Annotated in this window: 22 protein-coding genes; 13 read left to right on the forward strand and 9 right to left on the reverse strand. The window is 71.4% G+C overall.

Going from position 1 to position 25,627, the window contains the following annotated elements; all coding sequences use genetic code 11:
- Positions 1 to 247: 247 nt before the first annotated feature.
- The 7 genes from ccrA to pssA all read left to right on the forward strand — a co-directional run bounded on the left by ccrA (position 248) and on the right by pssA (position 8,143).
- The gene (gene ccrA / locus M8J73_RS05605; protein WP_055537696.1) at positions 248 to 1,585 is read left to right on the forward strand and encodes a crotonyl-CoA carboxylase/reductase; all 1,338 of its coding nucleotides are present in this window, start codon (positions 248 to 250) and stop codon (positions 1,583 to 1,585) included.
- Between the two features lie 17 nt (positions 1,586 to 1,602).
- The gene (locus M8J73_RS05610) at positions 1,603 to 3,753 is read left to right on the forward strand and encodes an ethylmalonyl-CoA mutase (RefSeq protein ID WP_372503896.1); all 2,151 of its coding nucleotides are present in this window, start codon (positions 1,603 to 1,605) and stop codon (positions 3,751 to 3,753) included.
- Entirely contained in the window at positions 3,750 to 4,715 is a 966-nt protein-coding gene (locus tag M8J73_RS05615; RefSeq protein ID WP_055537694.1) for an HpcH/HpaI aldolase/citrate lyase family protein, read from the forward strand. The genes M8J73_RS05610 and M8J73_RS05615 overlap by 4 nt, the downstream gene beginning before the upstream one ends.
- Positions 4,716 to 4,720: 5 nt before the next feature.
- On the forward strand, positions 4,721 to 5,233 hold the full coding sequence (locus M8J73_RS05620; protein WP_009191447.1) for a MaoC family dehydratase: 513 nt from the start codon (positions 4,721 to 4,723) through the stop codon (positions 5,231 to 5,233).
- Positions 5,234 to 5,235: 2 nt separating this feature from the next.
- Positions 5,236 to 6,441 carry an acyl-CoA dehydrogenase family protein gene (locus tag M8J73_RS05625; RefSeq protein WP_055537693.1) on the forward strand — a complete coding sequence of 402 codons (1,206 nt, stop codon included), beginning with the start codon at positions 5,236 to 5,238 and terminating at the stop codon, positions 6,439 to 6,441.
- Between the two features lie 180 nt (positions 6,442 to 6,621).
- Positions 6,622 to 7,278: a phosphatidylserine decarboxylase gene (locus tag M8J73_RS05630; protein ID WP_079054715.1), complete on the forward strand. Its 657-nt coding sequence runs from the start codon at positions 6,622 to 6,624 to the stop codon at positions 7,276 to 7,278.
- A gap of 43 nt (positions 7,279 to 7,321) precedes the next feature.
- Positions 7,322 to 8,143 carry a CDP-diacylglycerol--serine O-phosphatidyltransferase gene (pssA, locus tag M8J73_RS05635; RefSeq protein WP_055537692.1) on the forward strand — a complete coding sequence of 274 codons (822 nt, stop codon included), beginning with the start codon at positions 7,322 to 7,324 and terminating at the stop codon, positions 8,141 to 8,143.
- Between the two features lie 144 nt (positions 8,144 to 8,287).
- Here pssA and M8J73_RS05640 read toward each other — a convergent pair whose 3' ends face one another.
- Positions 8,288 to 9,457: a glycerate kinase gene (locus M8J73_RS05640; RefSeq protein ID WP_055537691.1), complete on the reverse strand. Its 1,170-nt coding sequence runs from the start codon at positions 9,455 to 9,457 to the stop codon at positions 8,288 to 8,290.
- Between the two features lie 173 nt (positions 9,458 to 9,630).
- Between M8J73_RS05640 and M8J73_RS05645 the strand changes: the two genes are divergently transcribed.
- The 4 genes from M8J73_RS05645 (at position 9,631) to M8J73_RS05660 (ending at position 14,877) form a co-directional block, all read left to right on the forward strand.
- On the forward strand, positions 9,631 to 10,698 hold the full coding sequence (locus tag M8J73_RS05645) for an ADP-ribosylglycohydrolase family protein (RefSeq protein ID WP_055537690.1): 1,068 nt from the start codon (positions 9,631 to 9,633) through the stop codon (positions 10,696 to 10,698).
- A gap of 26 nt (positions 10,699 to 10,724) precedes the next feature.
- On the forward strand, positions 10,725 to 11,216 hold the full coding sequence (locus M8J73_RS05650) for an NUDIX domain-containing protein (RefSeq protein ID WP_055537702.1): 492 nt from the start codon (positions 10,725 to 10,727) through the stop codon (positions 11,214 to 11,216).
- Between the two features lie 400 nt (positions 11,217 to 11,616).
- The gene (locus M8J73_RS05655) at positions 11,617 to 14,055 is read left to right on the forward strand and encodes a protein kinase domain-containing protein (RefSeq protein WP_055538457.1); all 2,439 of its coding nucleotides are present in this window, start codon (positions 11,617 to 11,619) and stop codon (positions 14,053 to 14,055) included.
- An 87-nt stretch (positions 14,056 to 14,142) separates the two neighbouring features.
- A complete protein-coding gene (locus tag M8J73_RS05660) occupies positions 14,143 to 14,877 on the forward strand; it encodes an SIR2 family NAD-dependent protein deacylase (protein WP_055538458.1) in 735 nt (244 codons plus the stop codon).
- Between the two features lie 26 nt (positions 14,878 to 14,903).
- On the opposite strand, the gene M8J73_RS05665 is transcribed toward M8J73_RS05660, so the two are convergent.
- The 3 genes from M8J73_RS05665 to M8J73_RS05675 form a co-directional block, all read right to left on the reverse strand.
- The gene (locus M8J73_RS05665; protein WP_055538459.1) at positions 14,904 to 15,386 is read right to left on the reverse strand and encodes a methylated-DNA--[protein]-cysteine S-methyltransferase; all 483 of its coding nucleotides are present in this window, start codon (positions 15,384 to 15,386) and stop codon (positions 14,904 to 14,906) included.
- 19 nt (positions 15,387 to 15,405) lie between these two features.
- The gene (locus tag M8J73_RS05670) at positions 15,406 to 16,914 is read right to left on the reverse strand and encodes an AlkA N-terminal domain-containing protein (RefSeq protein WP_055538460.1); all 1,509 of its coding nucleotides are present in this window, start codon (positions 16,912 to 16,914) and stop codon (positions 15,406 to 15,408) included.
- A 124-nt stretch (positions 16,915 to 17,038) separates the two neighbouring features.
- Positions 17,039 to 19,027: a heavy metal translocating P-type ATPase gene (locus M8J73_RS05675; protein WP_249828335.1), complete on the reverse strand. Its 1,989-nt coding sequence runs from the start codon at positions 19,025 to 19,027 to the stop codon at positions 17,039 to 17,041.
- A gap of 57 nt (positions 19,028 to 19,084) precedes the next feature.
- Here M8J73_RS05675 and M8J73_RS05680 point away from each other — a divergent pair, with 57 nt between their 5' ends.
- Complete coding sequence (locus M8J73_RS05680) at positions 19,085 to 19,456, forward strand: ArsR/SmtB family transcription factor (protein ID WP_249828309.1); 372 nt, start codon at positions 19,085 to 19,087, stop codon at positions 19,454 to 19,456.
- 55 nt (positions 19,457 to 19,511) lie between these two features.
- Here the strand turns inward: M8J73_RS05680 and M8J73_RS05685 are convergent, their stop codons facing one another.
- Complete coding sequence (locus M8J73_RS05685) at positions 19,512 to 20,249, reverse strand: SDR family oxidoreductase (protein WP_055542391.1); 738 nt, start codon at positions 20,247 to 20,249, stop codon at positions 19,512 to 19,514.
- Positions 20,250 to 20,341: 92 nt separating this feature from the next.
- Here M8J73_RS05685 and M8J73_RS05690 point away from each other — a divergent pair, with 92 nt between their 5' ends.
- Complete coding sequence (locus M8J73_RS05690; protein WP_055542392.1) at positions 20,342 to 21,181, forward strand: LysR family transcriptional regulator; 840 nt, start codon at positions 20,342 to 20,344, stop codon at positions 21,179 to 21,181.
- Between the two features lie 31 nt (positions 21,182 to 21,212).
- On the opposite strand, the gene M8J73_RS44700 is transcribed toward M8J73_RS05690, so the two are convergent.
- From M8J73_RS44700 to M8J73_RS05710, 4 genes are all read right to left on the reverse strand, one after another.
- Positions 21,213 to 22,145, reverse strand: a complete 933-nt coding sequence (locus M8J73_RS44700) for a hypothetical protein (RefSeq protein ID WP_274757585.1) — start codon at positions 22,143 to 22,145, stop codon at positions 21,213 to 21,215.
- A gap of 217 nt (positions 22,146 to 22,362) precedes the next feature.
- On the reverse strand, positions 22,363 to 22,872 hold the full coding sequence (locus M8J73_RS05700) for an O-acetyl-ADP-ribose deacetylase (protein ID WP_055542394.1): 510 nt from the start codon (positions 22,870 to 22,872) through the stop codon (positions 22,363 to 22,365).
- A gap of 81 nt (positions 22,873 to 22,953) precedes the next feature.
- Positions 22,954 to 24,204: an RNA-guided endonuclease InsQ/TnpB family protein gene (locus tag M8J73_RS05705; RefSeq protein WP_249828310.1), complete on the reverse strand. Its 1,251-nt coding sequence runs from the start codon at positions 24,202 to 24,204 to the stop codon at positions 22,954 to 22,956.
- A 227-nt stretch (positions 24,205 to 24,431) separates the two neighbouring features.
- Positions 24,432 to 25,616 (reverse strand): cytochrome P450, encoded by a 1,185-nt coding sequence (locus M8J73_RS05710; RefSeq protein WP_249828311.1) that lies wholly within the window; start codon positions 25,614 to 25,616, stop codon positions 24,432 to 24,434.
- Positions 25,617 to 25,627 lie beyond the last annotated feature (11 nt).

Genomic DNA, 25,627 nt, shown 5'->3' on the forward strand with positions numbered 1-25,627 from the left:
GCGTGCCATACGTTGAGGGTGTCCGGGCGGCCGGCGTGCAGAGAACTCCCGTACGCCGGCTGTCCCCGCAAGCCACGTGCCTGCGCGCCCGGACGCCTGCGTCACAGGCACCCTTCCGCGCCACAAAGCGCCGCCGAGAGCACCACCCCTCCGCCGAACCGACGGCATCACCCAGACAGATCAGCAGCACCCCGACGTAACCCTCAACAGCGTCTTCCCTCGGACGCTCGTCGCCGGAGGCACCACCGTGAAGGAAATCCTGGACGCGATCCAGTCGCCGGAGTCCACGTCCGCCGACTTCGCCGCTCTGCCGCTCCCCGAGTCGTACCGCGCGATCACCGTGCACAAGGACGAGACGGAGATGTTCGCGGGCCTCGAGACCCGCGACAAGGACCCGCGCAAGTCGATCCACCTCGACGAGGTCCCGCTGCCCGAGCTCGGTCCGGGCGAGGCCCTGGTGGCCGTCATGGCCTCGTCGGTCAACTACAACTCGGTGTGGACGTCGATCTTCGAACCGCTGTCGACGTTCGGCTTCCTGGAGCGCTACGGCCGGCTCAGCGAGCTGACCAAGCGCCACGACCTGCCGTACCACATCATCGGCTCCGACCTCGCGGGCGTCGTCCTGCGCACCGGCCCCGGCGTCAACGCCTGGAAGCCCGGTGACGAGGTCGTCGCGCACTGCCTGTCCGTCGAGCTGGAGTCCAGCGACGGCCACAACGACACGATGCTCGACCCCGAGCAGCGCATCTGGGGCTTCGAGACCAACTTCGGCGGTCTCGCCGAGATCGCGCTGGTCAAGTCCAACCAGCTGATGCCGAAGCCGGACCACCTCAGCTGGGAGGAGGCCGCCGCTCCGGGTCTGGTCAACTCCACCGCGTACCGGCAGCTCGTCTCCCGCAACGGCGCCGGCATGAAGCAGGGCGACAACGTCCTGATCTGGGGCGCCAGCGGCGGACTCGGCTCCTACGCCACGCAGTTCGCGCTCGCGGGCGGCGCCAACCCGATCTGTGTCGTCTCCTCGCCGCAGAAGGCGGAGATCTGCCGGTCCATGGGCGCCGAGGCGATCATCGACCGCAACGCCGAGGGCTACAAGTTCTGGAAGGACGAGTCCACCCAGGACCCCAAGGAGTGGAAGCGCTTCGGCAAGCGCATCCGTGAGCTCACCGGCGGCGAGGACATCGACATCGTCTTCGAGCACCCGGGCCGCGAGACCTTCGGCGCCTCCGTCTACGTCACCCGCAAGGGCGGCACCATCACCACCTGCGCGTCGACCTCGGGCTACATGCACGAGTACGACAACCGCTACCTGTGGATGTCGCTGAAGCGGATCATCGGCTCGCACTTCGCCAACTACCGCGAGGCCTGGGAGGCCAACCGGCTCATCGCGAAGGGCAAGATCCACCCGACCCTGTCGAAGGTGTACGCCCTGGAGGACACCGGCCAGGCCGCCTACGACGTGCACCGCAACCTCCACCAGGGCAAGGTCGGCGTGCTCTGCCTCGCCCCCGAGGAGGGCCTGGGCGTGCGCGACCAGGAAAAGCGCGACCAGCACATCGACGCCATCAACCGCTTCCGCAACATCTGAGACATCCGGGAGCACAGATGACTGAGCGCCAGCCCGCGGCTGCGCCTGAGGGCGCGCCCGTGTCGAAAGAGACGAAGGCAAGGGAGCGCAGCGACCGCGGACTGAGGAACGTCGACGCGGGCACCGAGCGCTCTCAGGCGCAGCCGCCGAGAGAAAAGGACCGGCCGTGGCTCATGCGCACGTACGCCGGCCACTCCACGGCGGAGGCGTCCAACGAGCTGTACCGGCGCAACCTCGCCAAGGGCCAGACCGGCCTGTCGGTGGCGTTCGACCTGCCGACGCAGACCGGGTACGACTCCGACCACATCCTCGCCCGCGGCGAGGTCGGCCGGGTGGGCGTGCCGGTCGCGCACCTCGGTGACATGCGCCGGCTGTTCCAGGACATCCCCCTGGAGCAGATGAACACCTCGATGACCATCAACGCCACCGCCATGTGGCTGCTGGCGCTCTACCAGGTCGTCGCCGAGGAGCAGGGTGCGGACATCACCCAGCTCCAGGGCACGACCCAGAACGACATCGTCAAGGAATACCTGTCGCGGGGAACCCATGTCTTCCCGCCGGGGCCCTCACTCCGGCTGACGACGGACATGATCGCGTACACGGTCTCCCACATCCCGAAGTGGAACCCGATCAACATCTGCAGCTACCACCTGCAGGAGGCGGGCGCCACGCCGGTCCAGGAGATCGCGTACGCGATGTCCACCGCGATCGCGGTTCTCGACGCCGTGCGCGACTCGGGGCAGGTTCCCGAGGAGAAGTTCGGGGACGTCGTGGCCCGTATCTCCTTCTTCGTGAACGCGGGCGTCCGCTTCATCGAGGAGATGTGCAAGATGCGGGCGTTCGGGCGGATCTGGGACCGGATCACGCGCGAGCGGTACGGCATCGAGAACCCCAAGCAGCGCCGCTTCCGGTACGGCGTCCAGGTCAACTCCCTCGGGCTGACCGAGGCGCAGCCGGAGAACAACGTCCAGCGGATCGTGCTGGAGATGCTGGCCGTGACCCTCTCCAAGGACGCACGCGCGCGTGCCGTGCAGCTGCCCGCCTGGAACGAGGCGCTGGGGCTGCCCCGGCCGTGGGACCAGCAGTGGTCGCTGCGCATCCAGCAGGTCCTCGCGCACGAGAGCGACCTGCTGGAGTACGCGGACATCTTCGAGGGCTCCCACGTCATCGAGGCGAAGGTCGCCGCGCTGGTGGAGGAGTCGCTCACCGAGATCGAGCGGATCCAGGAGATGGGCGGCGCAATGGCCGCCGTCGAGTCCGGCTATCTGAAGTCGCAGCTCGTCGCCTCGCACGCCGAGCGGCGGGCGCGGATCGAGTCCGGCCAGGAGAAGATCGTCGGCGTCAACATCTTCGAGACGACCGAGCCGAATCCCCTCACGGCCGACCTGGACACCGCGATCCAGACGGTCGACCCGGCCGTCGAGGCCCGTGTCATCGCCTCCCTCCAGCACTGGCGGGACACCCGCTACCAGCCTCCCTTCAACCACCCGCGCCCGTGCAAGGCGCTGGAGCGGCTGAAGGAGGCCGCGAAGGGCACCGACAACCTCATGGAGGCCACTCTGGAGTGCGCCCGCGCCGGGGTCACGACCGGCGAGTGGGCCGGGGCCCTGCGTGAGGTGTTCGGGGAGTTCCGGGCGCCGACCGGTGTCTCCTCCGCCCCGGTGGCGGTGGCGGCCGAGGAGGGCTCCGCCCTGTCCGGGGTGCGCCGCAAGGTGGAGCTGACCGCGCGGGACCTCGGTGTCGGCAAGCTCCGCTTCCTGGTCGGCAAGCCGGGCCTGGACGGGCACTCCAACGGGGCGGAGCAGATCGCCGTGCGGGCCCGTGACGCCGGGTTCGAGGTGGTCTACCAGGGCATACGGCTCACCCCCGAGCAGATCGTGGACGCGGCCCTCGCCGAGGACGTGCACGCGGTGGGGCTGTCCATCCTCTCCGGCTCGCACGCGCAGCTCGTCCCGGACGTCCTGGAGCGGCTGCGGGACGCCGGCGCGACCGACATCCCGGTGATCGCCGGCGGGATCATCCCCAACGCCGACGCCGAGCAGCTCAGGGCCGCCGGAGTGGCCGCCGTGTTCACCCCGAAGGACTTCGACATCACCGGGATCATCGGCCGTATCGTCGACGAGATCCGCAAGGCCAACAAGCTCGACCCCCTGGAGGTCCCCGCATGACCACGCCCGTCAACCGTCTGCGTCCGCGACGCTCCTGCCTCGCGGTCCCCGGAAGCAACCCCCGCTTCCTGGAGAAGGCGCAGGGCCTCCCGGCGGACCAGGTCTTCCTCGACCTGGAGGACGCCTGTGCCCCGCTCGCCAAGCCCGAGGCCCGGCACACGATCGTCAAGTTCCTCAACGAGGGCGACTGGACGGGCAAGACGAGGGTCGTACGGGTCAACGACTGGACGACCGAGTGGACGTACCGCGACGTCGTCACGGTCGTCGAGGGCGCCGGCCAGAACCTCGACTGCATCATGCTGCCGAAGGTGCAGACGGCCCAGCAGGTCGTCGCTCTGGACCTGCTGCTGACACAGATCGAGAAGACGATGGGCTTCGAGGTCGGCAAGATCGGCATCGAGGCGCAGATCGAGAACGCGCAGGGCCTCAACAACGTCAACGAGATCGCGCAGGCCTCCCCGCGCGTGGAGACGATCATCTTCGGCCCGGCCGACTTCATGGCGTCGATCAATATGAAGTCGCTGGTCGTGGGCGAGCAGCCGCCCGGCTACCCGGCGGACGCCTACCACTACATCCTGATGAAGATCCTGATGGCCGCCCGCGCCAACAACCTCCAGGCGATCGACGGCCCCTACCTCCAGATCCGCAACATCGACGGCTACCGCGAGGTCGCCCGGCGCGCCGCCGCCCTCGGCTTCGACGGCAAGTGGGTGCTGCACCCGGGCCAGGTCGAGGCGTCCAACGAGATCTTCTCGCCCTCGCAGGAGGACTACGACCACGCCGAGCTGATCCTGGACGCGTACGACTACTACACGTCCGAGGCGGGCGGCAAGAAGGGCTCCGCGATGCTCGGCGACGAGATGATCGACGAGGCCAGCCGCAAGATGGCGCTGGTCATCTCCGGCAAGGGCCGTGCGGCGGGCATGCAGCGCACGTCCAAGTTCGAGATCCCGGAGGCCTGAGCGCGATGCAGTTCGGACGCACGTACGAGGAGTTCGAGGTCGGGGCCGTCTACAAGCACTGGCCCGGGAAGACGGTCACGGAGTACGACGACCACCTCTTCTGTCTCCTCACCATGAACCACCACCCGCTCCACATGGACGCGAACTACGCCGAGAGCACGACGGACTTCGGCAAGAACGTCGTCGTCGGCAACTACATCTACTCGCTGCTGCTCGGCATGTCCGTCCCGGACGTCTCCGGCAAGGCGATCGCGAACCTGGAGATCGAGTCGCTGCGGCACGTGGCGCCGACCTTCCACGGCGACACGATCTACGGCGAGACGACCGTGCTGGACAAGTGGCCGTCGAAGTCGAAGAACGACCGCGGCATCGTCCATGTCGAGACCAAGGGCTACAAGCAGGACGGCACCCTCGTGTGCGTCTTCCGCCGCAAGGTGATGGTGCCCACCGAGACGTACATCAAGGAGCGCGGCGGCGAGCAGCCCGGCCGCCCGGAGCTGAAGGCACAGGAGAAGTAGCCATGGCGCGACTCGCCCAGACCCACGGACTCACGGACATCCAGCGGGAGATCCTCTCCACCGTCCGCGACTTCGTGGACAAGGAGATCATCCCGGTCGCGACCGAGCTGGAGCACCGCGACGAGTACCCGCAAGCGATCGTCGACGGGCTCAAGGAACTGGGTCTGTTCGGTCTGATGATCCCCGAGGAGTACGGCGGTCTGGGCGAGTCCCTCCTGACGTACGCGCTGTGCGTGGAGGAGATCGCCCGCGGCTGGATGTCCGTGTCCGGGATCATCAACACGCACTTCATCGTGGCGTACATGCTCAAGCAGCACGGCACCGAGGAGCAGAAGGAGTACTTCCTGCCGCGCATGGCGGCCGGCGAGGTCCGCGGCGCCTTCTCGATGTCGGAGCCGGGGCTCGGCTCGGATGTGTCGGCGATCACATCGAAGGCGGTCAAGGATGGCGACGAGTACGTCCTGAACGGTCAGAAGATGTGGCTGACGAACGGCGGGACGTCAACCCTCGTCGCCGTTCTCGTCCGAAGTGATGAAGGACACCCCGAGGGCACGGCGCCCCACAAGTCGATGACGACCTTCCTGGTAGAGAAGGAGCCCGGCTTCGGAGAAGTCCGGCCCGGCCTCACCATTCCCGGGAAGATCGACAAGATGGGTTACAAGGGCGTCGACACGACCGAGCTCATCATGGACGGACTGCGCATTCCGGCCAATCGTGTACTCGGCGGCGTCACCGGCCGAGGGTTTTACCAAATGATGGACGGTGTCGAGGTGGGCCGCGTGAATGTGGCCGCGCGTGGCTGCGGTGTCGCGCAGCGTGCATTCGAGCTGGGTGTGCAGTACGCCCAGCAGCGCCACACCTTCGGCAAGCAGATCGCCCAGCACCAGGCGATCCAGTTCAAGCTGGCCGAGATGGCTACCAAGGTCGAGGCCGCTCATGCCATGATGGTGAACGCAGCACGCAAAAAGGACTCGGGCGAACGAAACGACCTCGAAGCAGGGATGGCGAAGTACCTCGCCTCCGAATACTGCAAAGAAGTCGTCGAGGACGCTTTCCGGATCCACGGCGGCTACGGCTTCTCCAAGGAGTACGAGATCGAGCGCCTCTACAGGGAGGCCCCGATGCTGCTCATCGGTGAAGGTACCGCCGAAATCCAGAAAATGATCATCGGTCGCCGGCTACTCGAGGAGTATCGATTCCAGGGCTAGTCCAGGGTCGAATGTCTGGTTCGGGGTGTTTTCTTCGAGAAGAAGATCACACCCCGTCAGCAGTGTTCGGCCGTCGACTCGGCTTCCTGGCTTGCCCAGTTGCGGGCCGCGACCGGTACGATCCCCGGAAAGCCGCCGTCCCCTGTCACCGCGCGGCATCATCCGCTACGAAGGTCATCCATGCCCCACAGCCAAACCTCTGCACCTCGCGACAGCCTCGCTGGCGTACGGCTCGCGCGCGGAGCATCGCCGTGGCTTCTCCCGACCGTCGCCACCGCAGCACTCAGCCTCGCCCGCTCGCGCCGCTCCGGCGTCGCGCGGGCCGTGGCCGTTCCCGCCACCGCGCTGGCGGCGGGCATGCTGTGGTTCTTCCGCGACCCCGAGCGTGAGATCACCCAGGGCCGGGTCATCTCGCCCGCCGACGGAGTGGTGCAGAGCATCATGCCGTGGAAGGACGGCCGGACCCGCGTCGCGATCTTCATGAGCCCGCTCAACGTGCACGTGAACCGCGCGCCGCTCTCCGGCACGGTGACGTCCGTCGAGCACATCCCGGGCGGGTTCGTCCCGGCGTTCAACAAGGAGAGCGAGAACAACGAGCGCGTCGTCTGGCACTTCGACACCGAACTCGGTGACATCGAGATGATCCAGATCGCCGGCGCCGTGGCTCGCCGCATCGTTCCGTACGTTCCCGAGGGCACCAAGGTCGAGCAGGGTGACCGGATCGGGCTGATCCGCTTCGGTTCGCGGGTCGACATCTACCTGCCCGAGGGCGTGGAGGTCGACGTCGAGGTGGGTCAGAAGACCGTGGCTGGGGTGACTCGCATTGACCGTGATTGATCCTGATACACAGGCCGGGAAGACCGGCCCGGCGACCGACTGGATGCCGGACGTCGACGAGGCGGAGGACGACGCGGAGGAGATGCCGCTGTCGCTGCGCCTGTCGATAGCGGACACGCTGACCCTGGGCAACGCCACGTGCGGCTTCATGGCGGTGTACTTCACCACCACGGGCATCCTGATCCCGCACATCACGGGCAGCCAGGAGACGGGCATGGCCCGCCACAGCGCGGCCACCGCGGTCATCCTGATGCTCTGCGCGGCGATCTTCGACCTGTTCGACGGGCTGGTGGCGCGCAAGCTCCGCTCCTCGCCGATGGGTGCGGAGCTGGACAACCTCTCCGACCTGATCAGCTTCGGTCTGGCGCCGGCGTACTTCGTCCTCGTCTACGGCATGGTCGCGAACGACGCGCACCAGCGGGTGGCCGCGGTGGGCGCGATCGTCGTGCTGCTGGCGGTGGTGCTGAGGCTTGCCAGATTCTCCTGCGTGACCGTGAAGGACGGCACCTTCCAGGGCATGCCGTCGCCGTTCGGCGCGCTGACCGTGGTGTCGATCGTGCTCCTGGAGCTGCCCTTCGAGGCGACGCTGCTCGCGATCCTCGGCACGGCGTGGCTGATGGTGAGCCGGGTCGAGTACCCGAAGCCGCGGGGTGTCCTCGCGGTCGCGATGCTCTCCTGGATCGTCCTGTCCATGGGTCTGCTGGCGGCCTGGGCCTTCGCGGCCCCCGGCGGGCAGTTCCTCCTCCAGGCCGGCTGCGCCCTGCAGCTCGTCATGGGCGCGGTCATCCCGCTGTTCGCCACGGCCCGCCGGGTGAACACCTTCCGCGACAACCGGCGTGAGGCGCGGGCGGCGCAGCTGCCCTGACCCCGCTCCAGCACCGACAGGTGTGGCCCGAGCCCTCCCGGCTCGGGCCACACCTGTTTCGCGTGCAAGGTGGAGGGCCTCGGCAGCGGCAGCTACTTCCGCGAGTTCGACGGCAATCTGATCCCACTGCCCTGACGGATCAGGTCACGTCAGGAAGTCCCGGGCGATCCCCTCGGCCACCCGCTCCAGGATCGGGCCCGGGTCGGCGAGGCAGCGGGCCATGTCCGGCTCGGCCTCCGTCAGGGGGTACGCCCTGCGGATGCCGGCGCGGCCCAGCGCCTTCGGGGGCAGGGCCAGGCGGCCGCAGACCGCCACGACCTCCTTGCCCGCGGCCCGCGCGGCCGCGGCGACCCCCGCGGGTGCCTTGCCGTGCAGCGTCTGCTCGTCCAGGGAGCCCTCGCCGGTGATCACCAACGTGGCCTTGTCCAGCGCCCGCGCGAAGCCGAGGACGTCGAGCATCACCTCGATGCCGGGGCGGAAGCGGGCGCCGAGGACGAGGGCGCCGTAGCCGATGCCGCCCGCGGCGCCCGCGCCGGGCGCGAGCGCGTGGTCGGCGGCCCGGCCGCCGAGCGACTTCTCCAGGACGGCCGCGAAGTGGGCGAGCGCCGCGTCGAGGACCGCCACGTCCGCGGGGCTCGCACCCTTCTGCGGGCCGTACACCGCGGGCGCCCCCTTGGGGCCCGTCAGCGGGTTGTCGACGTCGCTCGCCAGGACGAGGTCGAGGGAGGCGAACCGGGGGTCCAGGTCCGACAGGTCCGCCGTCACCAGGTCGCGCAGTCCGCCGCCGCCCGGCCCGACGGGCTCGCCCGCCGCGTCCAGGAAGCGCGCACCCAGGGCGGCGAGCATGCCCGCGCCGCCGTCCGTCGTGGCGCTGCCACCCACCCCGAACACGATCGTGCGGGCGCCCGAGTCGAGCGCGGCGCGCAACAGCTCTCCGGAGCCGTACGTGGAGGCGGTGAGCGGCGCGAAGACCCCCGCGGGCAGCAGCTGCAACCCGCTCGCCTCGGCCATCTCGACCACGGCGGTGTCGCCGCGCAGCGCGTACGCGGCGGTCACGGGCTCGCCCAGCGGGCCGGTCACCCGTACCTCGTGGCGGGTGAAGCCGGCGGCGACCGCGGCGGCCACCGTGCCGTCTCCCCCGTCGGCCACCGGGAGCGCCTCGACCTCCAGGTCCGGCAGGACCCGGCGCAGGCCCGCCGTCACCCGCTCGGCGACCTGGACGGCGGTGAGCGTGCCCTTGAACTTGTCCGCGGCGATCAGCACCCGCGGGATTGCCGTGCCGGTGTCGGTCCCGTCCACTACGGCGTTCGCCACCTTGCGTTCCCCTCGCTCATCGGGCCTTGCGCATGTCAAGGCAGTCGCGCCGCTGTGACCCTAACCTCACCCCGGGCCCTCCGTCATGCCCCGTCCCGCCCATCGAGCGCGACACGCCGCGTACCCGCCCGTTCACCGAGCGCCGATCCGTGGAATTGGGTAGACCTTCCACCATGACCCCTGTGGGCAGCGAACTCGCCGACCGCGTACTCGGAGGCTGGCTGGGCCGGATCGCGGGCAACATGCTCGGCAAGCCGGTCGAGCGGGGCGACCACTGGACGCGGGAGCGCATCGACCGCTATCTGCGCCGCGCCGACGCGCTGCCCCTCACCGACTACCTGCCGGAGCCGGCCGACGAGGGCGACCGGCTCGCGCTGCGTCCCGAGTGGCGGGAGTGCGTGCGCGGCCGCGTCCACGGCAGCTGCCGCGACGACGACGTCGACTACGCGATCCTCGGGCTGCACCTGCTGGAGACGCACGGTTTCGACTTCACCACCGAGCAGGTCGGCGATCTGTGGCTGCTGCGGTTGCCGTATCTCCAGACGTTCACGGCGGAGCGGGCGGCCTACCGCAATCTGGCCAATGGGCTGAAGCCTCCGTTGACGGCCACGTACGACAATCCGTACCAGGAGTGGATCGGCGCCCTCATCCGCGCCGACGTCCACGGCTGGACCAGCCCGGGCGCGCCCCGGCGCGCGGCCTCGCTGGCCCGCCGTGACGCCGTCCTGTCGCACACCGGGAACGGTGTGTACGGGGCGATGTGGGCGGCGGCGCTGGTCTCGGCGGCGTTCACGGCGGGCACCGTGCGCGAGGCCGTGGAGCAGGCGCTGACGGTGATCCCGGCGAGCAGCCGGCTCGCGCGGACCGTGCGGCGGGTCGCCTCGCTGCACGAGACGGGGATGGCGTGGGACGACACGCTCACGACGGTGGCGGAGGAGACGGCGGGGGCGCACTGGATCCACACGATCCCGAACGCGGCGGTGCTCACCGCCGGGCTCCTGTACGGCGACGGTGACTTCACCCGCACCGTCGCGCTGACCGTGCGCGGCGGCCTGGACACCGACTCGAACGGCGCGACCGCCGGTTCGGTGGCGGGGGTGCTGTGCGGGGCGGCGGCGATCCCGGACCGGTGGAAGGACCCGCTGGAGGACACCGTGCGCAGCGCCGTGTTCGGCTTCGACGGGGTGCGGATCAGCGAACTCGCCGAGCGGACGGTGCGGTTGGCGCGGACCTCGGCGTGAGGGTGGGCGCCGTCTACCCTTCCTGGATGACCACTCAAGACTTCGCCGCGTACATCGCGAGCCTCCCGAAGGTCCTCGCCGGCGCCGCCGCGATCCTCCGTGACGCCGAGGGGCGGGTCCTGCTCGTGGAGCCCAACTACCGCGAGGGGTGGGCGCTGCCGGGCGGGACGATCGAGTCGGACGACGGGGAGACGCCCCGGCAGGGCGCGCGGCGCGAGACCGCCGAGGAGATCGGACTCGACATCGAGCCCGGGCGGTTGCTCGCCGTGGACTGGGTGCAGGGCGTGGGGCGGCCGCCGCTGGTGGCGTATCTGTACGACGGCGGGGTGATCGGTGAGGGCGAGTTGTCCCGCATCCGGTTGCAGGAGGACGAGTTGTTGTCGTGGCGGCTCGTGCCGCGGGCCGAACTGACCGGGTACCTGCCGGAGGTGCTGGGTCGCCGTGTGCTCGCCGCGCTCGACGCGTTGGCGGAGGGTACCGGTCCGGTGGAGTTGGAGAACGGGATCCGGGTGGGCTGAGGACCGTCGACAATGCGCCACGGCTACCCGCTGGCGCGGGGGCCGGCCGTTGACAGGAGTCAGCTGACCTACGGTCAAGTGCCCTTGTACGGACTGTGAAAAGGTGTCCGCCACCGTTGATGGAAAATTAAAGCGTTGGCTGAAAACGCTGCCCACTGGTCACTCCAGCCTCTAGGCTGACCGCAGACCCCGTCCGAGCGATCGCCCTGTGCCGGCCCGCTCCGGTACCGGGGCGGCACTCGGGATCCCTGGACCGGCATCCCGGGCGCGGGCCGCGGCTTCGGCAGGATTGCGGGGCTCTGGGGAGCGGTCGTACGGGATCCCCCGGACATGCCGGTCTCCCCCCACCCCGCGCGGGCCGTTTCCCGCCCGGCTTGACCGAGAACAGGCAGCTGAGGTCATGGAACCACTTGGCCCTGACGATCCCGAGGTACTGGGTCCCCACCGGCTCGCGGCCCGGCTCGGCGCGGGCGGGATGGGGCGGGTCTACCTGGCGCGCTGCCCCCAGGGACGGTTCGTCGCGGTCAAGGCCATCCGCCCCGAGCTGGTGGGCGACCGGAACTTCCGGATTCGTTTCCGGCGCGAGGTGGAGGCGGCGGGCGCCCTGGGCGGCCGGTACACGGCGCCCGTGGTGGACGCCGACCCGGACGGCCCGATCCCGTGGCTGGCCACCGACTACATCGCCGGCCCCACCCTGGCCGAGGCGGTCCTGGAGCACGGGCCGCTGCCGGTGGATTCGGTGCTGGCGCTGGGCGCCGGGATCGCCGAGGCGCTGATCTCGGTGCAGGCGGCCGGGCTCGTGCACCGCGATCTGAAGCCGTCCAACGTTCTGCTGGCCGCCGACGGCCCGCGGGTCATCGACTTCGGGATCGTCCGCGCCACCGACGGCTACGACCTCACCCGCTCGGGAGCGCTGTTCGGGTCCTTCGAGTACATGTGTCCCGAGCAGGCCACGGGCGAGCCGCTGGGCCCCGAGGGCGACGTCTTCTCCCTGGGGTCCGTGCTCACGTACGCCGCGTCCGGGCACGCCCCGTTCAGCGGGACGGCGGCGGCCACGCTCCTCTACCAGGTCGTACACAGCCCGCCCGACCTGTCGGGCGTACCGGATCCGCTCGACAAGATCATCGGCCTCTGCCTCACCAAGGACCCGCGGCTGCGGATCACTCCGGACAAGCTGGCCGCCGCCTGCGCGCCGGGCGGTGTGGAGCAGGTGACGGGCGACGGCTGGCTGCCGCCCTCGGTGACCGCCTCCATCGCCCTGCGCGCCGCGGCCGTCGCGACGTTCGCCACCGCGCCGGACGACGTCCACCCCGGCCCCGCCTCCGGGGACACCCCCGAGCCGTACCCCTACCGCCGGGACGCGGCGGGCGGCGTCCAGGAGCAGGACCGGGCGCCCTACGAGGAGGGGCGGGCACCGTACGGTCCCGACCAGGCGCCGTACGCCTCGGGCCGGGCCGCGAACGCCTCCGATCCGGCGCCCTACGCTCCCGAGCGCGCCCCGTACACCTCCGCGACGCCGGTACCGTGCACGGCGGAGGGCTGCGACCACTCCGCCCACCCGGACGGGGTGACGGGCACCGTCGAGGCTCCCGGCGCCCACGCCGACGGCTCCCCCGGGCAGCCGGAGCCCAGTCGCGCGGCCTCGCCCGGCCACCGCCGGGTGTCCGACCGGTCGGGACCGTCCCGGCGTACGGTGCTCGCCGCGTCGGCCGCCTCCACCACCGCGGCCGCCATCGGGGGTGCCGTGTTCCTGTCCCGGCGGGAGAAGCCGGACGGGCGGAGGGCGACGCCGCTCGGCCCCGCCCCCGAGCCGGCCTGGGTGTACCGGGGCGACCCGCTGCTCCAGGCGCCGGCCGTGTTCCACAAGGGGACGGCCCTGGTGAAGACCCGGCCTGGTGACCTGCTCAGTCTCGACCTCAAGAACGGCACCCGGCCCAAGTGGGTCTACAGCGGCATCAGCCAGTCCCCCACCCCGGCGGTACTGACGTTCGGCGCGGCGGTCGCGCTGGGCCAGGGCTCGACGGTGATCGGAGTGGACCCGGCCGACGGCTCGGAGCGGTTCACCATCGACTTCGGGCCCGACTTCCGGTTCACCACCCTGCTCGGCGCCGTCGACGCCCGCTACATATCCGTCATCGGTGTCCGGCTCCAGCGGGAGTCCGAGGAGCAGGGCGTCGCGACGTCCACGGACACCGTCTTCGGCGTCGACCTCGCGAGCCGCCGCGCCGAGGTCATCCCCATCAGCCCGGAGGACGTCGGCATCCGGCTCGCCCCGGTGATCCTCCCCGGCTACTTCGTCTACGCCGACGGTCTGCGCAATGTGACGGCCCGCGACACCGACACCTCCGACGTCCTGTGGCGGCACCCCGTCGGCTACGACCTCCGGCCGGGTCTCGCCGTCCTCGACCGGACCGTGTTCGCCATCGGCCAGGAACTCAAGGCCCTCAACCTCGCCACGGGCAAGGTGCGCTGGCGGGTGAGCCCCGACGACGGGCAGTTCGCCTCCCTCGGCGTCTACGGCAACACGGTGTACGTCACCGGCACCAACCCCTCCGGCGTCCACGCCTTCAACGCCGCGACCGGCTCCCGGCGCTGGTTCTGCCCCACCCCGCCCCTCAACGGCGACCTGCCGGTGACCACCGGGCCGAGCGCGGTCTATGTGCCCGCCTACAGGAACAGGAACGGCTTCTACGCCATCGACGCCGCCCGCGGCCGGCTGCTGTGGCACTTCACCGACGGCGTGGAGACCGGCGTCAACGACTGGCAGCTCGCCTGCGACCACTCCGGCGTCCTGGTCGCCCAACACTACGACCGCGCCTACGGCATCCCCGCTGCCTGACCGCCCCGGTCCCGCCGACGCCTCGGGCCCTGGGCGGCCCCCGAAATCCGTTGGTCCCGTGCTGCCGGGCGACCTACCCTCGGCCCCATGAAGAAGCCCCTCGTCGCCCTGCTCAGCGGCGCCGGTGTCTCCACCGACTCCGGTATCCCCGACTACCGCGGTCCGAACGGGCTGTGGCGTACGGACCCGGAGGCCGAGAAGCTGGTGACGTACGAGTACTACATGGGCGATCCGGAGATCCGCCGGCGCTCCTGGCGGATGCGGCGGGAGAGCGAGACGCTGAACGCCGAGCCGAACGCGGCCCACCTGGCGGTGGCCGAGCTGGAGCGGTCCGGGGTGCCGGTACGGGTGATCACGCAGAACGTGGACGGGCTCCACCAGCTGGCCGGGATGCCGGCCCGCAAGGTCCTCGAACTGCACGGCACGGCGCGGTCCGTGGTGTGCACCAAGTGCCATGCCCGTACGCCGATGGAGGACGCGCTCGCCCGTCTCGACGCCGGTGAGGACGACCCGCCGTGCCTGGAGTGCGGGGGCGTGCTGAAGTCGGCGACGGTGATGTTCGGTGAGCGCCTCGACCCGGTGGTGCTCGGCGAGGCCGTCTCCATCGCGAAGGCGTGCGAGGTGTTCATCGCCGTCGGCACCAGCCTCCAGGTGCAGCCCGCCGCCGGGCTCGCCGGGGTCGCCGCCGACCACGGCGCCCGGCTGATCATCGTGAACGCCGAGCCCACCCCGTACGACGAACTCGCCGACGAGGTCGTCCGGGAGCCGATCGGCACCGCGCTGCCGGAACTGCTGCGCAGGGTCGGTGCCGTGAGCGGCTGAGCGGCCGGGAGCCGGGCGGCGGAGGGTCAGAACAGCGCCGTGCCCTGTTCGAAGTCGAGCAGGCGCCGCTTACGGTCCAGGCCGCCGCCGTACCCGGTGAGGCTGCCGTCGGAGCCGACCACGCGATGGCAGGGCACGATGATCCCGACGGGGTTCCTGCCGTTGGCGAGGCCGACCGCGCGGGACGCCTTGGGACTGCCCACGGCGTCGGCGAGTTCACCGTACGAACGGGTCTCCCCGAAGGGGATCCTCGCGAGCTGCTCCCACACGCCGCGCTGGAACGGGGTGCCGTGCAGGCGCAGCGTGAGGGTGAACTGCCGCAGCTCGCCCGCGAAGTAGGCGGCCAGCTGCTCCTTCACGTCGGCGAGGAGGGTGTCGTCGCGCGGGCCGAAGTTCTCCTGCGGCGGGCGGTGGCGCTGCCCGGTCATGTAGAGGCCGCACAGCACGCCGTCGTCGGCGACGAGGGTGAGGGGGCCGTAGGGGCTGTCGGTCACTGTGTGCTGCTTCATGCCGTGTCCTTCAAGGGGCTCATGCGGGAAGGAAGTTGATGGGGTGGCTGTCCGTCGCCCACAGGTACTGGACCGCGTACGCCCGCCAGGGCCGCCAGGCCGCCGCGCGGGCGGTGAGCGCGGCCGGGGTGCACGGCAGGCCCAGTTCCGCGGCCGCGCGCCGGACGCCGAGGTCGGTGGGGAGGAAGGCGTCGGGGTCGCCGAGGGCGCGCATGGCGATGACGTCGGCGGTCCAGGGGCCGAAGCCGGGCAGGTCGAGGAGGCGGGCGCGGGTCTCCGCCCAGTCGCTGTCCACCCCCAGGTGCAACTCGCCCCCGGCGAGCCGGCCGACCAGCGTGGTGAGGGTCGCCCGGCGGGTGCGGGGCATCGCCAGGGTCGCGGGGTCGACGGCGGCGAGCGCCTCGGGTGAGGGGAAGAGATGGGTGAGGCCGCCCTCGGGGTCGTCGACGCGTTCACCGTGGGCGAGGACCAGGCGGCCCGCGTGGGTGCGGGCGGCGGCGGTGGAGACCTGCTGGCCGAGCACCGCCCGTACGGCGAACTCGGCCTCGTCGACGGTGCGCGGCACCCGGCGGCCGGGCGCCTTGTCGACCAGCGGCGCCAGCACCGGGTCCTCCCGCAACTGCTCGTCCACCGCGACCGGGTCGGCGTCCAGGTCCAGCATGCGGCGGCAGCGGCTGATGGCGACGGGCAGGTCACGCAGGTCGCTGAGGGTGAGCCGACAGGCGATGTGGTCGGGGCGCGGGGTGAGGCCGACGATGCCGTGCCCGTACGGCAGCCGGAGCGTGCGCCGGTACGCGCCGTCGCGCCACTCCTCCACGCCGGGCACGGCGGTCGCGGCGAGGTGTCCGAACAGGTTGTCGGGGTTGAGCGGGGCCCGGAAGGGGAGCCGCAGGGCCAGGACACCCGGTGTCCGGGCGGGGCCGCCGGGCGCCACGGCCGGGATCCCGGCCCGCTTCGCGGCCCGGTCCCGCAGCTCGCTCGGGGAGAGCGCGAAGACCTCCCGCACGGTGTCGTTGAACGTCCGGATCGAGGCGAATCCGGCGGCGAACGCGATCTCCGCCATGGGCAGCGCGGTGGTCTCGATCAGCAGCCGCGCGGTCTGCGCCCGCTGCGCCCGGGCGAGGGCCAGCGGCCCCGCCCCCAGCTCCGCCAGCAGCTGCCGCTCGACCTGCCGGGTGCTGTACCCGAGCCGCCGGGCCAGCCCCGGCACGCCCTCCCGGTCGACGACGCCGTCCGCCACGAGCCGCATCGCCCGGGCCACGAGGTCGGCCCGCTGGTCCCATTCCGGTGATCCCGGGCTCGTGTCGGGCCGGCACCGCTTGCACGCCCGGTAGCCGGCCTGCTGGCAGGCCGCCGCGCTCGGATAGAACGTCATGTTCCGCGGCTTGGGCGGCACCGCGGGACAGCTCGGCCGGCAGTAGATCCGTGTGGTCCGCACGGCGGTGAACACCCACCCGTCGAACCGCGCGTCCTTCGACTGCACGGCCCGCACACACCGCTCCACGTCCCTGTACATCCCGTTCCGCATGGCTCAAGCATCGAGCACGGGAGGAGGCGGGGCTGGCGAGAATCCGACATCGAGGTGGGGGCGACCTCGGCACGGCAGTGGACCTCAGGGGACGGCCGCACCGCGGACGCCCCCTCGGGCGCCGCTATCCCACGGCTCGTCGCCAGGCGCTCTCCCGCAGCAGCCGCAGCCCGTTGAGGCCCACGATCACGGTGGATCCCTCGTGCCCGGCGACCCCCAGCGGCAACGGCAGATGCCCCACCAGGTCCCACACCACCAGCACGGCGATGCACACCCCCGCGATCACCAGGTTCTGCACCACCAGCCGCCGGGCCGCCCGTGACAACCGCACCACCGCCGGGATCGCGACCAGCTCGTCCCGCACGACGACCGCGTCCGCCGTCTCCAGCGCCAGGTCGGACCCGGCACGGCCCATCGCCACCCCGGAGTGCGCGGCGGCCAGCGCGGGCGCGTCGTTGACCCCGTCGCCGACGAACAGCACCTTGCGGCCCTCGCCGCCCTGCAACTCCCGTACGGCCGACACCTTGTCCTGGGGCAGCAGCCCGGCCCGCACGTCGGTGATCCCGGTGCCGGCTGCCACCCGGGCGGCGGTCCGCGGATTGTCCCCGGTCAGCAGCACGGGCGCGGTGCCGGTCACCGCGGTGAGCCCCGCGACGGCGGCGGACGCGTCGTGACGCACACGGTCCGTGAGGGTCAGCAGCCCGACGGCGACCCCGTCCCGCGCGACGAGAACGGTCGTCCCTCCGGAATCCTCGCGACCGGAGACGTCTCCGTCGAGGACGTCGCCGTCGGGGACTTCGTCGTCGGAGGTACCGTGCTCGCCCGGTCGGCCCACGGTGATCACGGACCCCTCGACGGTGGCGCGCACGCCCCGCCCCGGTGTGGCCACGAACTCCCCGGCGGCGGCAGGGCGCAGCCCTCGCGCACCGGCGGCGGCGACCACCGCGCGGGCCAGCGGGTGTTCGCTCGGGTGCTCGGCGGCCGCGGCCAGCGCCAGCAGCCCGTCCTCGTCGAGCCCGGAACCTGGCAGCGGCCGTACGGCGGTGACCTCGGGCGTGCCCTCGGTGAGTGTGCCGGTCTTGTCGAGCGCGGCGATGTCGACCTCGCCCAGCCGCTCCATGGCGACGGCCGACTTGACGAGGACGCCGTGCCGGCCGGCGTTGGCGATGGCGGAGAGCAGTGGCGGCATGGTGGCCAGCACGACCGCGCAGGGCGAGGCGACGATCATGAAGGTCATGGCCCGGAGCAAGGCCCCGGTGAGGTCCTCGCCGAAGGCCGGCGGGATGCCGAACACGGCGAGGGTGGCGACGACGACTCCGACGGCGTACCGCTGTTCGACCTTCTCGATGAACAGCTGGGTGGGCGCCTTGGTGCGGGACGCCTCCTCGACGAGGCCGACGATACGGGCGATGACCGAGTCGGCGGGGTCGCGTTCCACGCGGACGCGCAGCGCGCCGTTGCCGTTGAGGGTGCCGGCGAAGACCTCGTCGCCCGGCGCCTTGGGCACGGGCAGGGGTTCACCGGTGATGGTCGCCTGGTCGGCCTCGCTCTCGCCCTCCAGGACCCGGCCGTCGGCGCCGATGCGTTCGCCGGGGCGGACCAGCACCGTGTCGCCGACGGCGAGCCGGTCGGTCGGCACGGTCTCCTCGGTGCCGTCCGGGGACAGCCGGGTGGCCGTGGTGGGCGCGAGGTCGAGCAGGCCGCGTACGGAGTCGGCGGTACGGGCGGTGGCGAGGGCCTCCAGGGCGCCGGAGGTGGCGAAGATGACGATCAGGAGGGCGCCGTCGAGGACCTGGCCGATCGCGGCAGCGCCGAGTGCCGCGACGATCATCAGCAGATCGACGTCGAGGCTCTTCTCGCGCAGCGCCCGCAGCCCTTCGAGGGCGGGCTCCCAGCCGCCGGCCGCGTACGCGACGACGTAGAGCGGGCCGTACAGCCAGGCGGAGGCGCCGGCGAGGTCCAGCGGGAAGGCGATCAGGAAGGCGACGGTCGATGCCAGGGCCCAGCGCGCCTCGGGGAGGGCGAGGACGCGGGTGCGGCGGCGGGGGGCCGTCGGCGCGGGCGTACGGCGGACCGGTGACGGGGCGAGAGTGGCGGACACCCGGCACACCATACAGGAACACATGAAGACTCATTCATGCCTTCATATGCGATGGGTAAGATACTCGCCATGGGTCATGGAGCCGTAACCGCCGCCGCGCAGGACGCAGCCCCCCGCGTGCGTCTGGACGCCGGCAACGTCGCGAAGGTGGCCACCACCCTCCAGGCCCTGTCCACGCCCTCCCGGCTGCTGATCCTGGCCCGGCTGCGCGAAGGCCCGCTCCCGGCGACCGAGTTGGCCGCCGAGGTCGGCATGGAACAGTCCGCGTGCTCCCACCAGCTGCGCCTGCTGCGGAACCTGGGGCTCGTGGTGGGTGAGCGCCGGGGCCGTTCGGTGGTGTACGCGCTGCACGACCACCATGTCGCCGAGCTGCTGGACCAGGCCGTGTACCACGTGGAGCACCTGCGGATGGGGATCAGCGACACGCCGGAGGGGGACTGAGCCGCCGGGCCGGGAGGACGGGCCGGGGGCGGGTCGGACCGGGGGCCAGGTCAGGTCACCAGGGGACGACGCCGCTGTCGTCGAACAGCTGGCCGGTCGGGCCGTCGTCCGACAAGGTCGCCAGCCGGATGGCGATCGCCGCGCCCTGCTCGGGGGTCTGCGTCCCGCTGAATCCGTTGAGGTCGGTGGCGACGTAACCGGGGCAGGCGTTGTTGATCAGGACGTTGGTGCCGCTCAGCTCCTTGGCGTACTGGATGGTCACGGCGTTGAGGTAGGTCTTCGTCGGCGCGTACGCCCCGCTGATCCCCCCTAGGTCCACGCCGGGCGTGGTCTGGAGTGTCAGGGAGCCGACGTGGCTGGACTGGTTGACGATCCGCGGGTGCGCCGAACGGAGCAGCAGGGGCAGCATCGCGTTGGTGACCCTGATGACGCCGAGGACGTTGGTCTCCAGCAGTCGCCGCACGGTCTCGAGGTCGATGGTCGTCGGTGCCTCCGGCCAGCCGCCGGCAACGCCGGCGTTGTTGACCAGTACGTCCAGCCGTCCTGCCCGCTCCTCGATCAGTTGGACCGCGGCGGCCACGCTCCCGGCGTGGGTCACGTCCAAGGGCACGCCGAACGCGTCAGCACCAGCCGCACGCAACTTCGCCACAGCGTCCTTCCGGCGCTGCTCGTCCCGGGCGCCGACACCGACACTCCAGCCCCGCGCACCCAGCCCGGCCGCGATCTCGTACCCGATTCCCTTGTTCGCGCCAGTGACCAACGCGATCGTCTTCTCGCTCATGAAAGCGAGCATGCCTGTGCCGCGGCCGGGCACCAACACCCGCTCGGTAGTGCAGCGATACCCGAGCGATATCGATCAGCCACCTGCCGTCCTAGCCTGGACCCATGGAAATACGCGAGCTGCGGTACTTCGTCGCCGTCGCCGAGGAGTTGCACTTCGGCAAGGCCGCCCAGCGCCTCGGGATAGCCCAGCCGCCGCTGTCCCGCACGATCACCCAGCTCGAGCGGCGGCTCGGAACCGCACTGCTGGAACGCACCAGCCGCAAGGTCACGCTCACAGAGGCCGGAGCCGTGCTGCTGGCCGAAGGACGCGAGATCCTCAGCGCGGTGACCGCGGCTGAGCGGCGCACCCGACGGGCCGCCAAGCCACATCCCAGCCTCGTCCTCGCCGTCAAATCCGGCACCGGTGGCGAGCTGCTGACGAAACTGCTGGACGCCTACGCCGCGGAACCCGGCGCGGCCACCGTCGATCTGCTGATCTGCGAGGCGCACCAGCACCGGCGGCTGCTGCGGGAGGGACAAGCCGACGTGGCTCTGCTGCACCTGCCCTTCGACTCGGCGGCCGGGCTCGACACCGAAACCCTGTACACCGAGGGACAGGTCGCGATCCTGCCGGCCTCACACCCGCTCGCCCTCCGCTCCCAGGTCCGGATGGCCGACGTCACCACGCTGCCGGAGCTGCCGATGGCCCGCTGGCCCGGTCCCGGCGGCGACTACCCAGAAGGATCAGGCCCGGAGATACGAAACCTGACACAGCTCTTCCAGCTGATCGCGCTCGGCCGTACCACCGTGGTCATTCCCGAGTCAGCCGGAGCTGACCTGCGCCGGGACCTCGCCGCAGTGCGGGTCCTGGACGCTCCGCCTGTGACAACGGTGATCGCCTGGCCGCCGAACAGCCGCCTCCGAGCAGTCGCTGACCTGGTCCGCGTTGCGACACTCCTGTGAACCACGAGACGAGGAACTGCGAGACGAGCGACTAGGACGCGGGCAGCGGGGCCGAGAGTGCGGGCGGTGTTCCGTCCAGGAGGCCGCCGACGACGCCGAGGACCGGCTGCAGGAGGCCGGTGACCACGCCGAGCACCGGGGAGAGCAGTCCGGTCACCGCGCCGAGGACAGCGCCCAGGTCGAGCGAGGTCAGCGTCTCGAGGAGGCCGTCGACGGCGGACTGGAGCGCGGCGAGGAGATCGGCGACCGGGTCGGCCGCCGCGGCGGCGCGGTACGGGGTGACCAGGCCGGGCGCACGGTAGGGGGCGACCGGGGTGGTGCGGTGGGGGGTTGCCGCCGCGGGCGCGTGCTGAAGGGTGACCGGCGTGGTGGCGTGCAGGGTCCGCAGCCGCTTCTGCACGGTGGCGTGGGCCCGCTTCACGGCGTCGGCGTGGCGGGCGGCAGCGGCCGGTTCGAGCCGGTCGCCCTCCAACTGTGCGAGCGTCGTCAACTCGCGCAGCAGCGGGGCGAGTACATTGCCGCGATCCATGCGGTCGAGGGTCCCGATCCGGGTCACCAGCACGTCCGACGCGGCATCGAGCCGCGCGAGGAGCGCGTCGACCTCCGCCTCCTTCCGGGCGACGAGGGCGTCCGCCTCGGCTTCCTTCTGCGCCGCGAGCGCCTCGGCGACCGACTCCCGCTGCGCCGCGAGCGCTTCGGCCTCCGCCTCCTTCTGTGCCGCGAGCGCCTCCGCCTCCGCCTCCGCCTGGTCGGCGAGCGCGTCGAATTCCGCCTCCAGCGCGTCGAACCGGGCCAGGAGGGCGTCCACATCGGGTCCGGGAGCCTTGGCGGTTCCCGTTGCGTGGGGTCCCCTCGCCTCGCGGCCCGCGTCCACGAGCGCGGCGGCGGTGCCGGCCGGCGTGCCGACCAGGGTGGCGCACATCAGGGGCGGCAGCAGGAGGCCGCGGGTGACGAGGGCACGCATGGACGTTCCTTTCGGGGGCGGGTCGGGCTGTCCTTGGGCTCACCGTGGGAGCCGCCGAAGCGCCCCGCAACCGGTTCCCGGGCCGACGGCCGCCCCCTCACCGCCGCGTCCGGCACCCCTGACCAGCCGCTTCCGCCGCCCCGCGACGGCTTCCGGGGGCCCGTCGCCCGTTCCACCGTCCGGGTCCCCCGGCAGAACTCCCTGGAGGCGGGTCCCGTCAGCCGACCTGGGACGCGAACGCCTCGTACGCCCGCTCGTCGAACAGGACGAACCTGACCTCCTCCACCGCTGTCTCGGTGGAGCGGACCGTCTCGACGGCGATGCGGGCGGCGTCGTCCATGGGCCAGCCGTAGATGCCGGCGGAGACGGCGGGGAAGGCGACCGTGCGGGCGCCCAATTCGTCGGCCACCCGGAGGGATTCGCGGTAGCAGGAGGCGAGGAGGGCGGACCGGTCCAGGCTCTGGCTGTGGACGGGGCCCACCGTGTGGATGACCCATCGGGCGTCCAGCGCTCCGGCCGTGGTGGCCACCGCCTGCCCCGTCGGCAGGCCCTTGCCGTAGTGCGAGGCACGGAGTCTGCGGCAGTCCTCCAGGATGGCGGGGCCGCCGCGCCGGTGGATCGCGCCGTCCACTCCTCCCCCACCGAGGAGGGAGGAGTTCGCGGCGTTCACGATGGCGTCGACGGACTGCTGGGTGATGTCCCCCTGGACGAGGGTGATGTTGGTCATGACCACCTCTTTGACATGCTCCTCGCCCTGAAGGCGAGGATTCCGGCCTTCCCCACCGGAGACTGTGCCTCCCCCAAGCTCTCAACTACGTTCGAGCAGGGGTGCCCCTATGGCGGCACGGTTTCCGGTCGGGAATCCGTGGCTTCCTGTTTCTTCGCGCTGTGCCGGGATCACTCCCGGTCTTACCGGCGCTCCGCAGGCCGATACCGCCAGTCCGGCGGCCGTCTTCACGTTGATCGCGGCATTGGTGTCCCGGTCGTGGACTGTACCGCAGGCGCTACAGGTCCATTCCCGCACGTTCAGGGGTTTGGGGCCGTCTTTTACGCCGCAGGTGGAACAGGTCTGGGAAGTCGGCTCGAACCGGCCGATCGTGACCAGGGTCCGCCCGTACCGTTCCGCCTTGTACGCCAGCATCCTGACGAACTGTGCCCACCCGGCGTCGTGCACGGACTTGGCCGGCTTCGTCCGCGCCGGCCCCGCCACCGACAGGTCCTCCACGGCGATCCCTTGGTTCTCGGAGATCAGCTTCGTGGAGAGCTGGTGGTGGAACTCACGGCGCGCGTCGGCGACTGCCGCGTGGGCGCGGGCGACCTTCAGACGGGCCTTCGCCCGGTTCTTGGATCCCTTCTGTTTGCGGGACAGCTCCCGCTGGGTCTTCTTCAGCTTCTTCTCCGCGCGCCGCAGGAACCGCGGGGAGTCGATCTTCGTACCGTCGGACAGGACCGCGAAGTGCGTCAGGCCGAGATCGATGCCGATGGTGCGGTCGGTTGCGGGCATGCGCGCCTGGTCGACTGCGGGGTCGGTGTCGATGACGAAGGAGGCGAAGAATCTGCCTGCCGCGTCCTTGACGACGGTGACGGAAGTGGGGGTGGCTGGCAGGGTGCGGGACCACTTGACCTTGACCGCGCCGATCTTCGGCAGGTTCAGCCGCCCCCGGTCGGTGATGCTCCAGCGGGCGTTGGCGGTGAACCGGATCGACTGCCGGGCGTCCTTGCGGGACTTGAGCCGGGGCGCGCCCAGTTTCGGCCCCTTCCGGGTGCCCTTGAGGGAGGCGAAGAAGTTCTTGTAGGCGACCTCCGCATCCCGCAGGGACTGCTGAAGGACGACGGCCGAAACCTCGCCCAGCCAGGCGCGCTCCGGCGTCCGTTTCGCCTCCGTGATCAGGCGTGTGGACAGCTGACCGGCTGTCGGGAACGGCTGCCCAGCCCGGCGGGCGTCCTCGCGGGCACGCACGGCGTCGTTGAACACGACGCGTGCGCACCCGAACGCCCTGGCCAGCGAGGCCTGCTGAGCGGCGTTCGGGTGCAGCCTGAAGGCGTACCGGAGCTGCATGACGATCACACTAGGCACGTCGAACCCACGTCGTCACCGGGAACAGGTGAACGACCCGTCACCGTCACGAAGCAGGGTCCGGCTCCGCCGGAACGCCACCGCGACGCTCCGCGTCGCGGCCACAGGATTCGCTTCCCCCCGGCCTGAAGGCCGGAGCACAGCGAATGATTTCCGATAGCAGCATGTGTCAGTCCTCCACACGGGCGCCGAACGCCCCGTCGGTCACGTCACCAGGCGACCGGCAGGGACCGCACCCCGTGCACCGGGCTCAGCGGCTGCGCGAAGTCCTCGGGGTCGGCGGTCAGGCGCAGGCCCGGCAGCCGGTCGAAGAGGGCGGGCAGGGCGATGCCCAGTTCGGCGCGGGCGAGGGACTCGCCGACGCAGTGGTGGGCCCCGTGCCCGAACGCGAGGTGCCGGGACGCGTCCCGGGTGACGTCCAGCCGGTCCGGGTCGGGGTAGACGTCGGGGTCGCGGTTGGCCGCCTGGAGGGGCACGATGACGCCCTCGCCGGCGCGGATGAGCACGCCGCCCACCTCGACGTCCTCGGTGGCGACCCTGCGCATGCCCGAGTGCACCACCGTCAGGTACCGCAGCAGTTCGTCCACCGCGCCCGGCCACAGCGCGGGTTCGGCGCGCAGCGCGGCGAGCTGCGTCGGGTCGCGAAGCAGCGCCACGGTCGACAGGGCGATCATGTTCGCGGTGGTCTCGTGGCCGCCGAGGAGCAGCACGAACGAGACGCCGACGGCCTCCTCGACCGTGGCCTGGCCGGTGGCCACCCGTTCCGTCGCGAGCCGGGAGAGCAGGTCGTCGGCGGGTTCCTCGGTCCGTCGGGCGAGCAGTGCACCGAGGTAGTCGTACAGCTTGGCGCGGGCGGCCATCGCCTCCTGGGGGCTGGTGCCGATGGTGAGGAAGGTTCGGGCCTGGTGCTGGAAGAACGCGTGGTCCTCGTAGGGCACGCCGAGCAGTTCACAGATCACCAGCGACGGCAGCGGCAACGCGTACGCCTCGACGAGGTCCGCCTCGCCGGCCCCGTCGGCCGTCATGGCGTCGATCAGGTTCCCGACGTGCCGGGTGACGGAGGGGTGCAGCGCCTCGACCCGGCGGTGGGTGAAGTCGCTGATGAGCATGCGCCGCAGCCTGTTGTGGTCGTGGCCGTCCATCATGAAGATCTGGCCGGGGGTGCGCGGGGTGGGCTGGGGACGCATGGTCGGGTAGCCGTCGCGGGTGCCGTCGGAGCTGAAGCGGGCGTCGGAGAGCACCGTGCGGGCATGCTCGTGCCGGGTGATCACCCAAGGGCTGCTGTCGCCCCACAGCGCCACACGGCGGATCGGCTCCTCGGCCTGCCACTTGGCGTACTCGGGGGCGGGGTCGAGCAGGGGGCGGGCGGTGGGGAGCGGGGGGTGCGTCGTCATCGCGGTGTGCC

The organism is Streptomyces neyagawaensis (assembly GCF_023516595.1).
GTDB classification, from domain to species: domain Bacteria; phylum Actinomycetota; class Actinomycetes; order Streptomycetales; family Streptomycetaceae; genus Streptomyces; species Streptomyces neyagawaensis.

Excerpts from the sequence above, each read along its gene's own strand:
- M8J73_RS05610 (WP_372503896.1), top strand. The coding sequence starts at position 1,603 with ATGACTGAGCGCCAGCCCGCGGCTGCGCCTGAGGGCGCGCCCGTGTCG.
- M8J73_RS05615 (WP_055537694.1), top strand. The coding sequence starts at position 3,750 with ATGACCACGCCCGTCAACCGTCTGCGTCCGCGACGCTCCTGCCTCGCG.
- M8J73_RS05620 (WP_009191447.1), top strand. The coding sequence starts at position 4,721 with ATGCAGTTCGGACGCACGTACGAGGAGTTCGAGGTCGGGGCCGTCTAC.
- M8J73_RS05625 (WP_055537693.1), top strand. The coding sequence starts at position 5,236 with ATGGCGCGACTCGCCCAGACCCACGGACTCACGGACATCCAGCGGGAG.
- M8J73_RS05630 (WP_079054715.1), top strand. The coding sequence starts at position 6,622 with ATGCCCCACAGCCAAACCTCTGCACCTCGCGACAGCCTCGCTGGCGTA.
- pssA (WP_055537692.1), top strand. The coding sequence starts at position 7,322 with ATGCCGGACGTCGACGAGGCGGAGGACGACGCGGAGGAGATGCCGCTG.
- M8J73_RS05645 (WP_055537690.1), top strand. The coding sequence starts at position 9,631 with ATGACCCCTGTGGGCAGCGAACTCGCCGACCGCGTACTCGGAGGCTGG.
- M8J73_RS05650 (WP_055537702.1), top strand. The coding sequence starts at position 10,725 with ATGACCACTCAAGACTTCGCCGCGTACATCGCGAGCCTCCCGAAGGTC.
- M8J73_RS05655 (WP_055538457.1), top strand. The coding sequence starts at position 11,617 with ATGGAACCACTTGGCCCTGACGATCCCGAGGTACTGGGTCCCCACCGG.
- M8J73_RS05660 (WP_055538458.1), top strand. The coding sequence starts at position 14,143 with ATGAAGAAGCCCCTCGTCGCCCTGCTCAGCGGCGCCGGTGTCTCCACC.
- M8J73_RS05665 (WP_055538459.1), bottom strand. The coding sequence starts at position 15,386 with ATGAAGCAGCACACAGTGACCGACAGCCCCTACGGCCCCCTCACCCTC.
- M8J73_RS05670 (WP_055538460.1), bottom strand. The coding sequence starts at position 16,914 with ATGCGGAACGGGATGTACAGGGACGTGGAGCGGTGTGTGCGGGCCGTG.
- M8J73_RS05675 (WP_249828335.1), bottom strand. The coding sequence starts at position 19,027 with ATGGTGTGCCGGGTGTCCGCCACTCTCGCCCCGTCACCGGTCCGCCGT.
- M8J73_RS05680 (WP_249828309.1), top strand. The coding sequence starts at position 19,085 with ATGGGTCATGGAGCCGTAACCGCCGCCGCGCAGGACGCAGCCCCCCGC.
- M8J73_RS05685 (WP_055542391.1), bottom strand. The coding sequence starts at position 20,249 with ATGCTCGCTTTCATGAGCGAGAAGACGATCGCGTTGGTCACTGGCGCG.
- M8J73_RS05690 (WP_055542392.1), top strand. The coding sequence starts at position 20,342 with ATGGAAATACGCGAGCTGCGGTACTTCGTCGCCGTCGCCGAGGAGTTG.
- M8J73_RS44700 (WP_274757585.1), bottom strand. The coding sequence starts at position 22,145 with ATGCGTGCCCTCGTCACCCGCGGCCTCCTGCTGCCGCCCCTGATGTGC.
- M8J73_RS05700 (WP_055542394.1), bottom strand. The coding sequence starts at position 22,872 with ATGACCAACATCACCCTCGTCCAGGGGGACATCACCCAGCAGTCCGTC.
- M8J73_RS05705 (WP_249828310.1), bottom strand. The coding sequence starts at position 24,204 with ATGCAGCTCCGGTACGCCTTCAGGCTGCACCCGAACGCCGCTCAGCAG.
- M8J73_RS05710 (WP_249828311.1), bottom strand. The coding sequence starts at position 25,616 with ATGACGACGCACCCCCCGCTCCCCACCGCCCGCCCCCTGCTCGACCCC.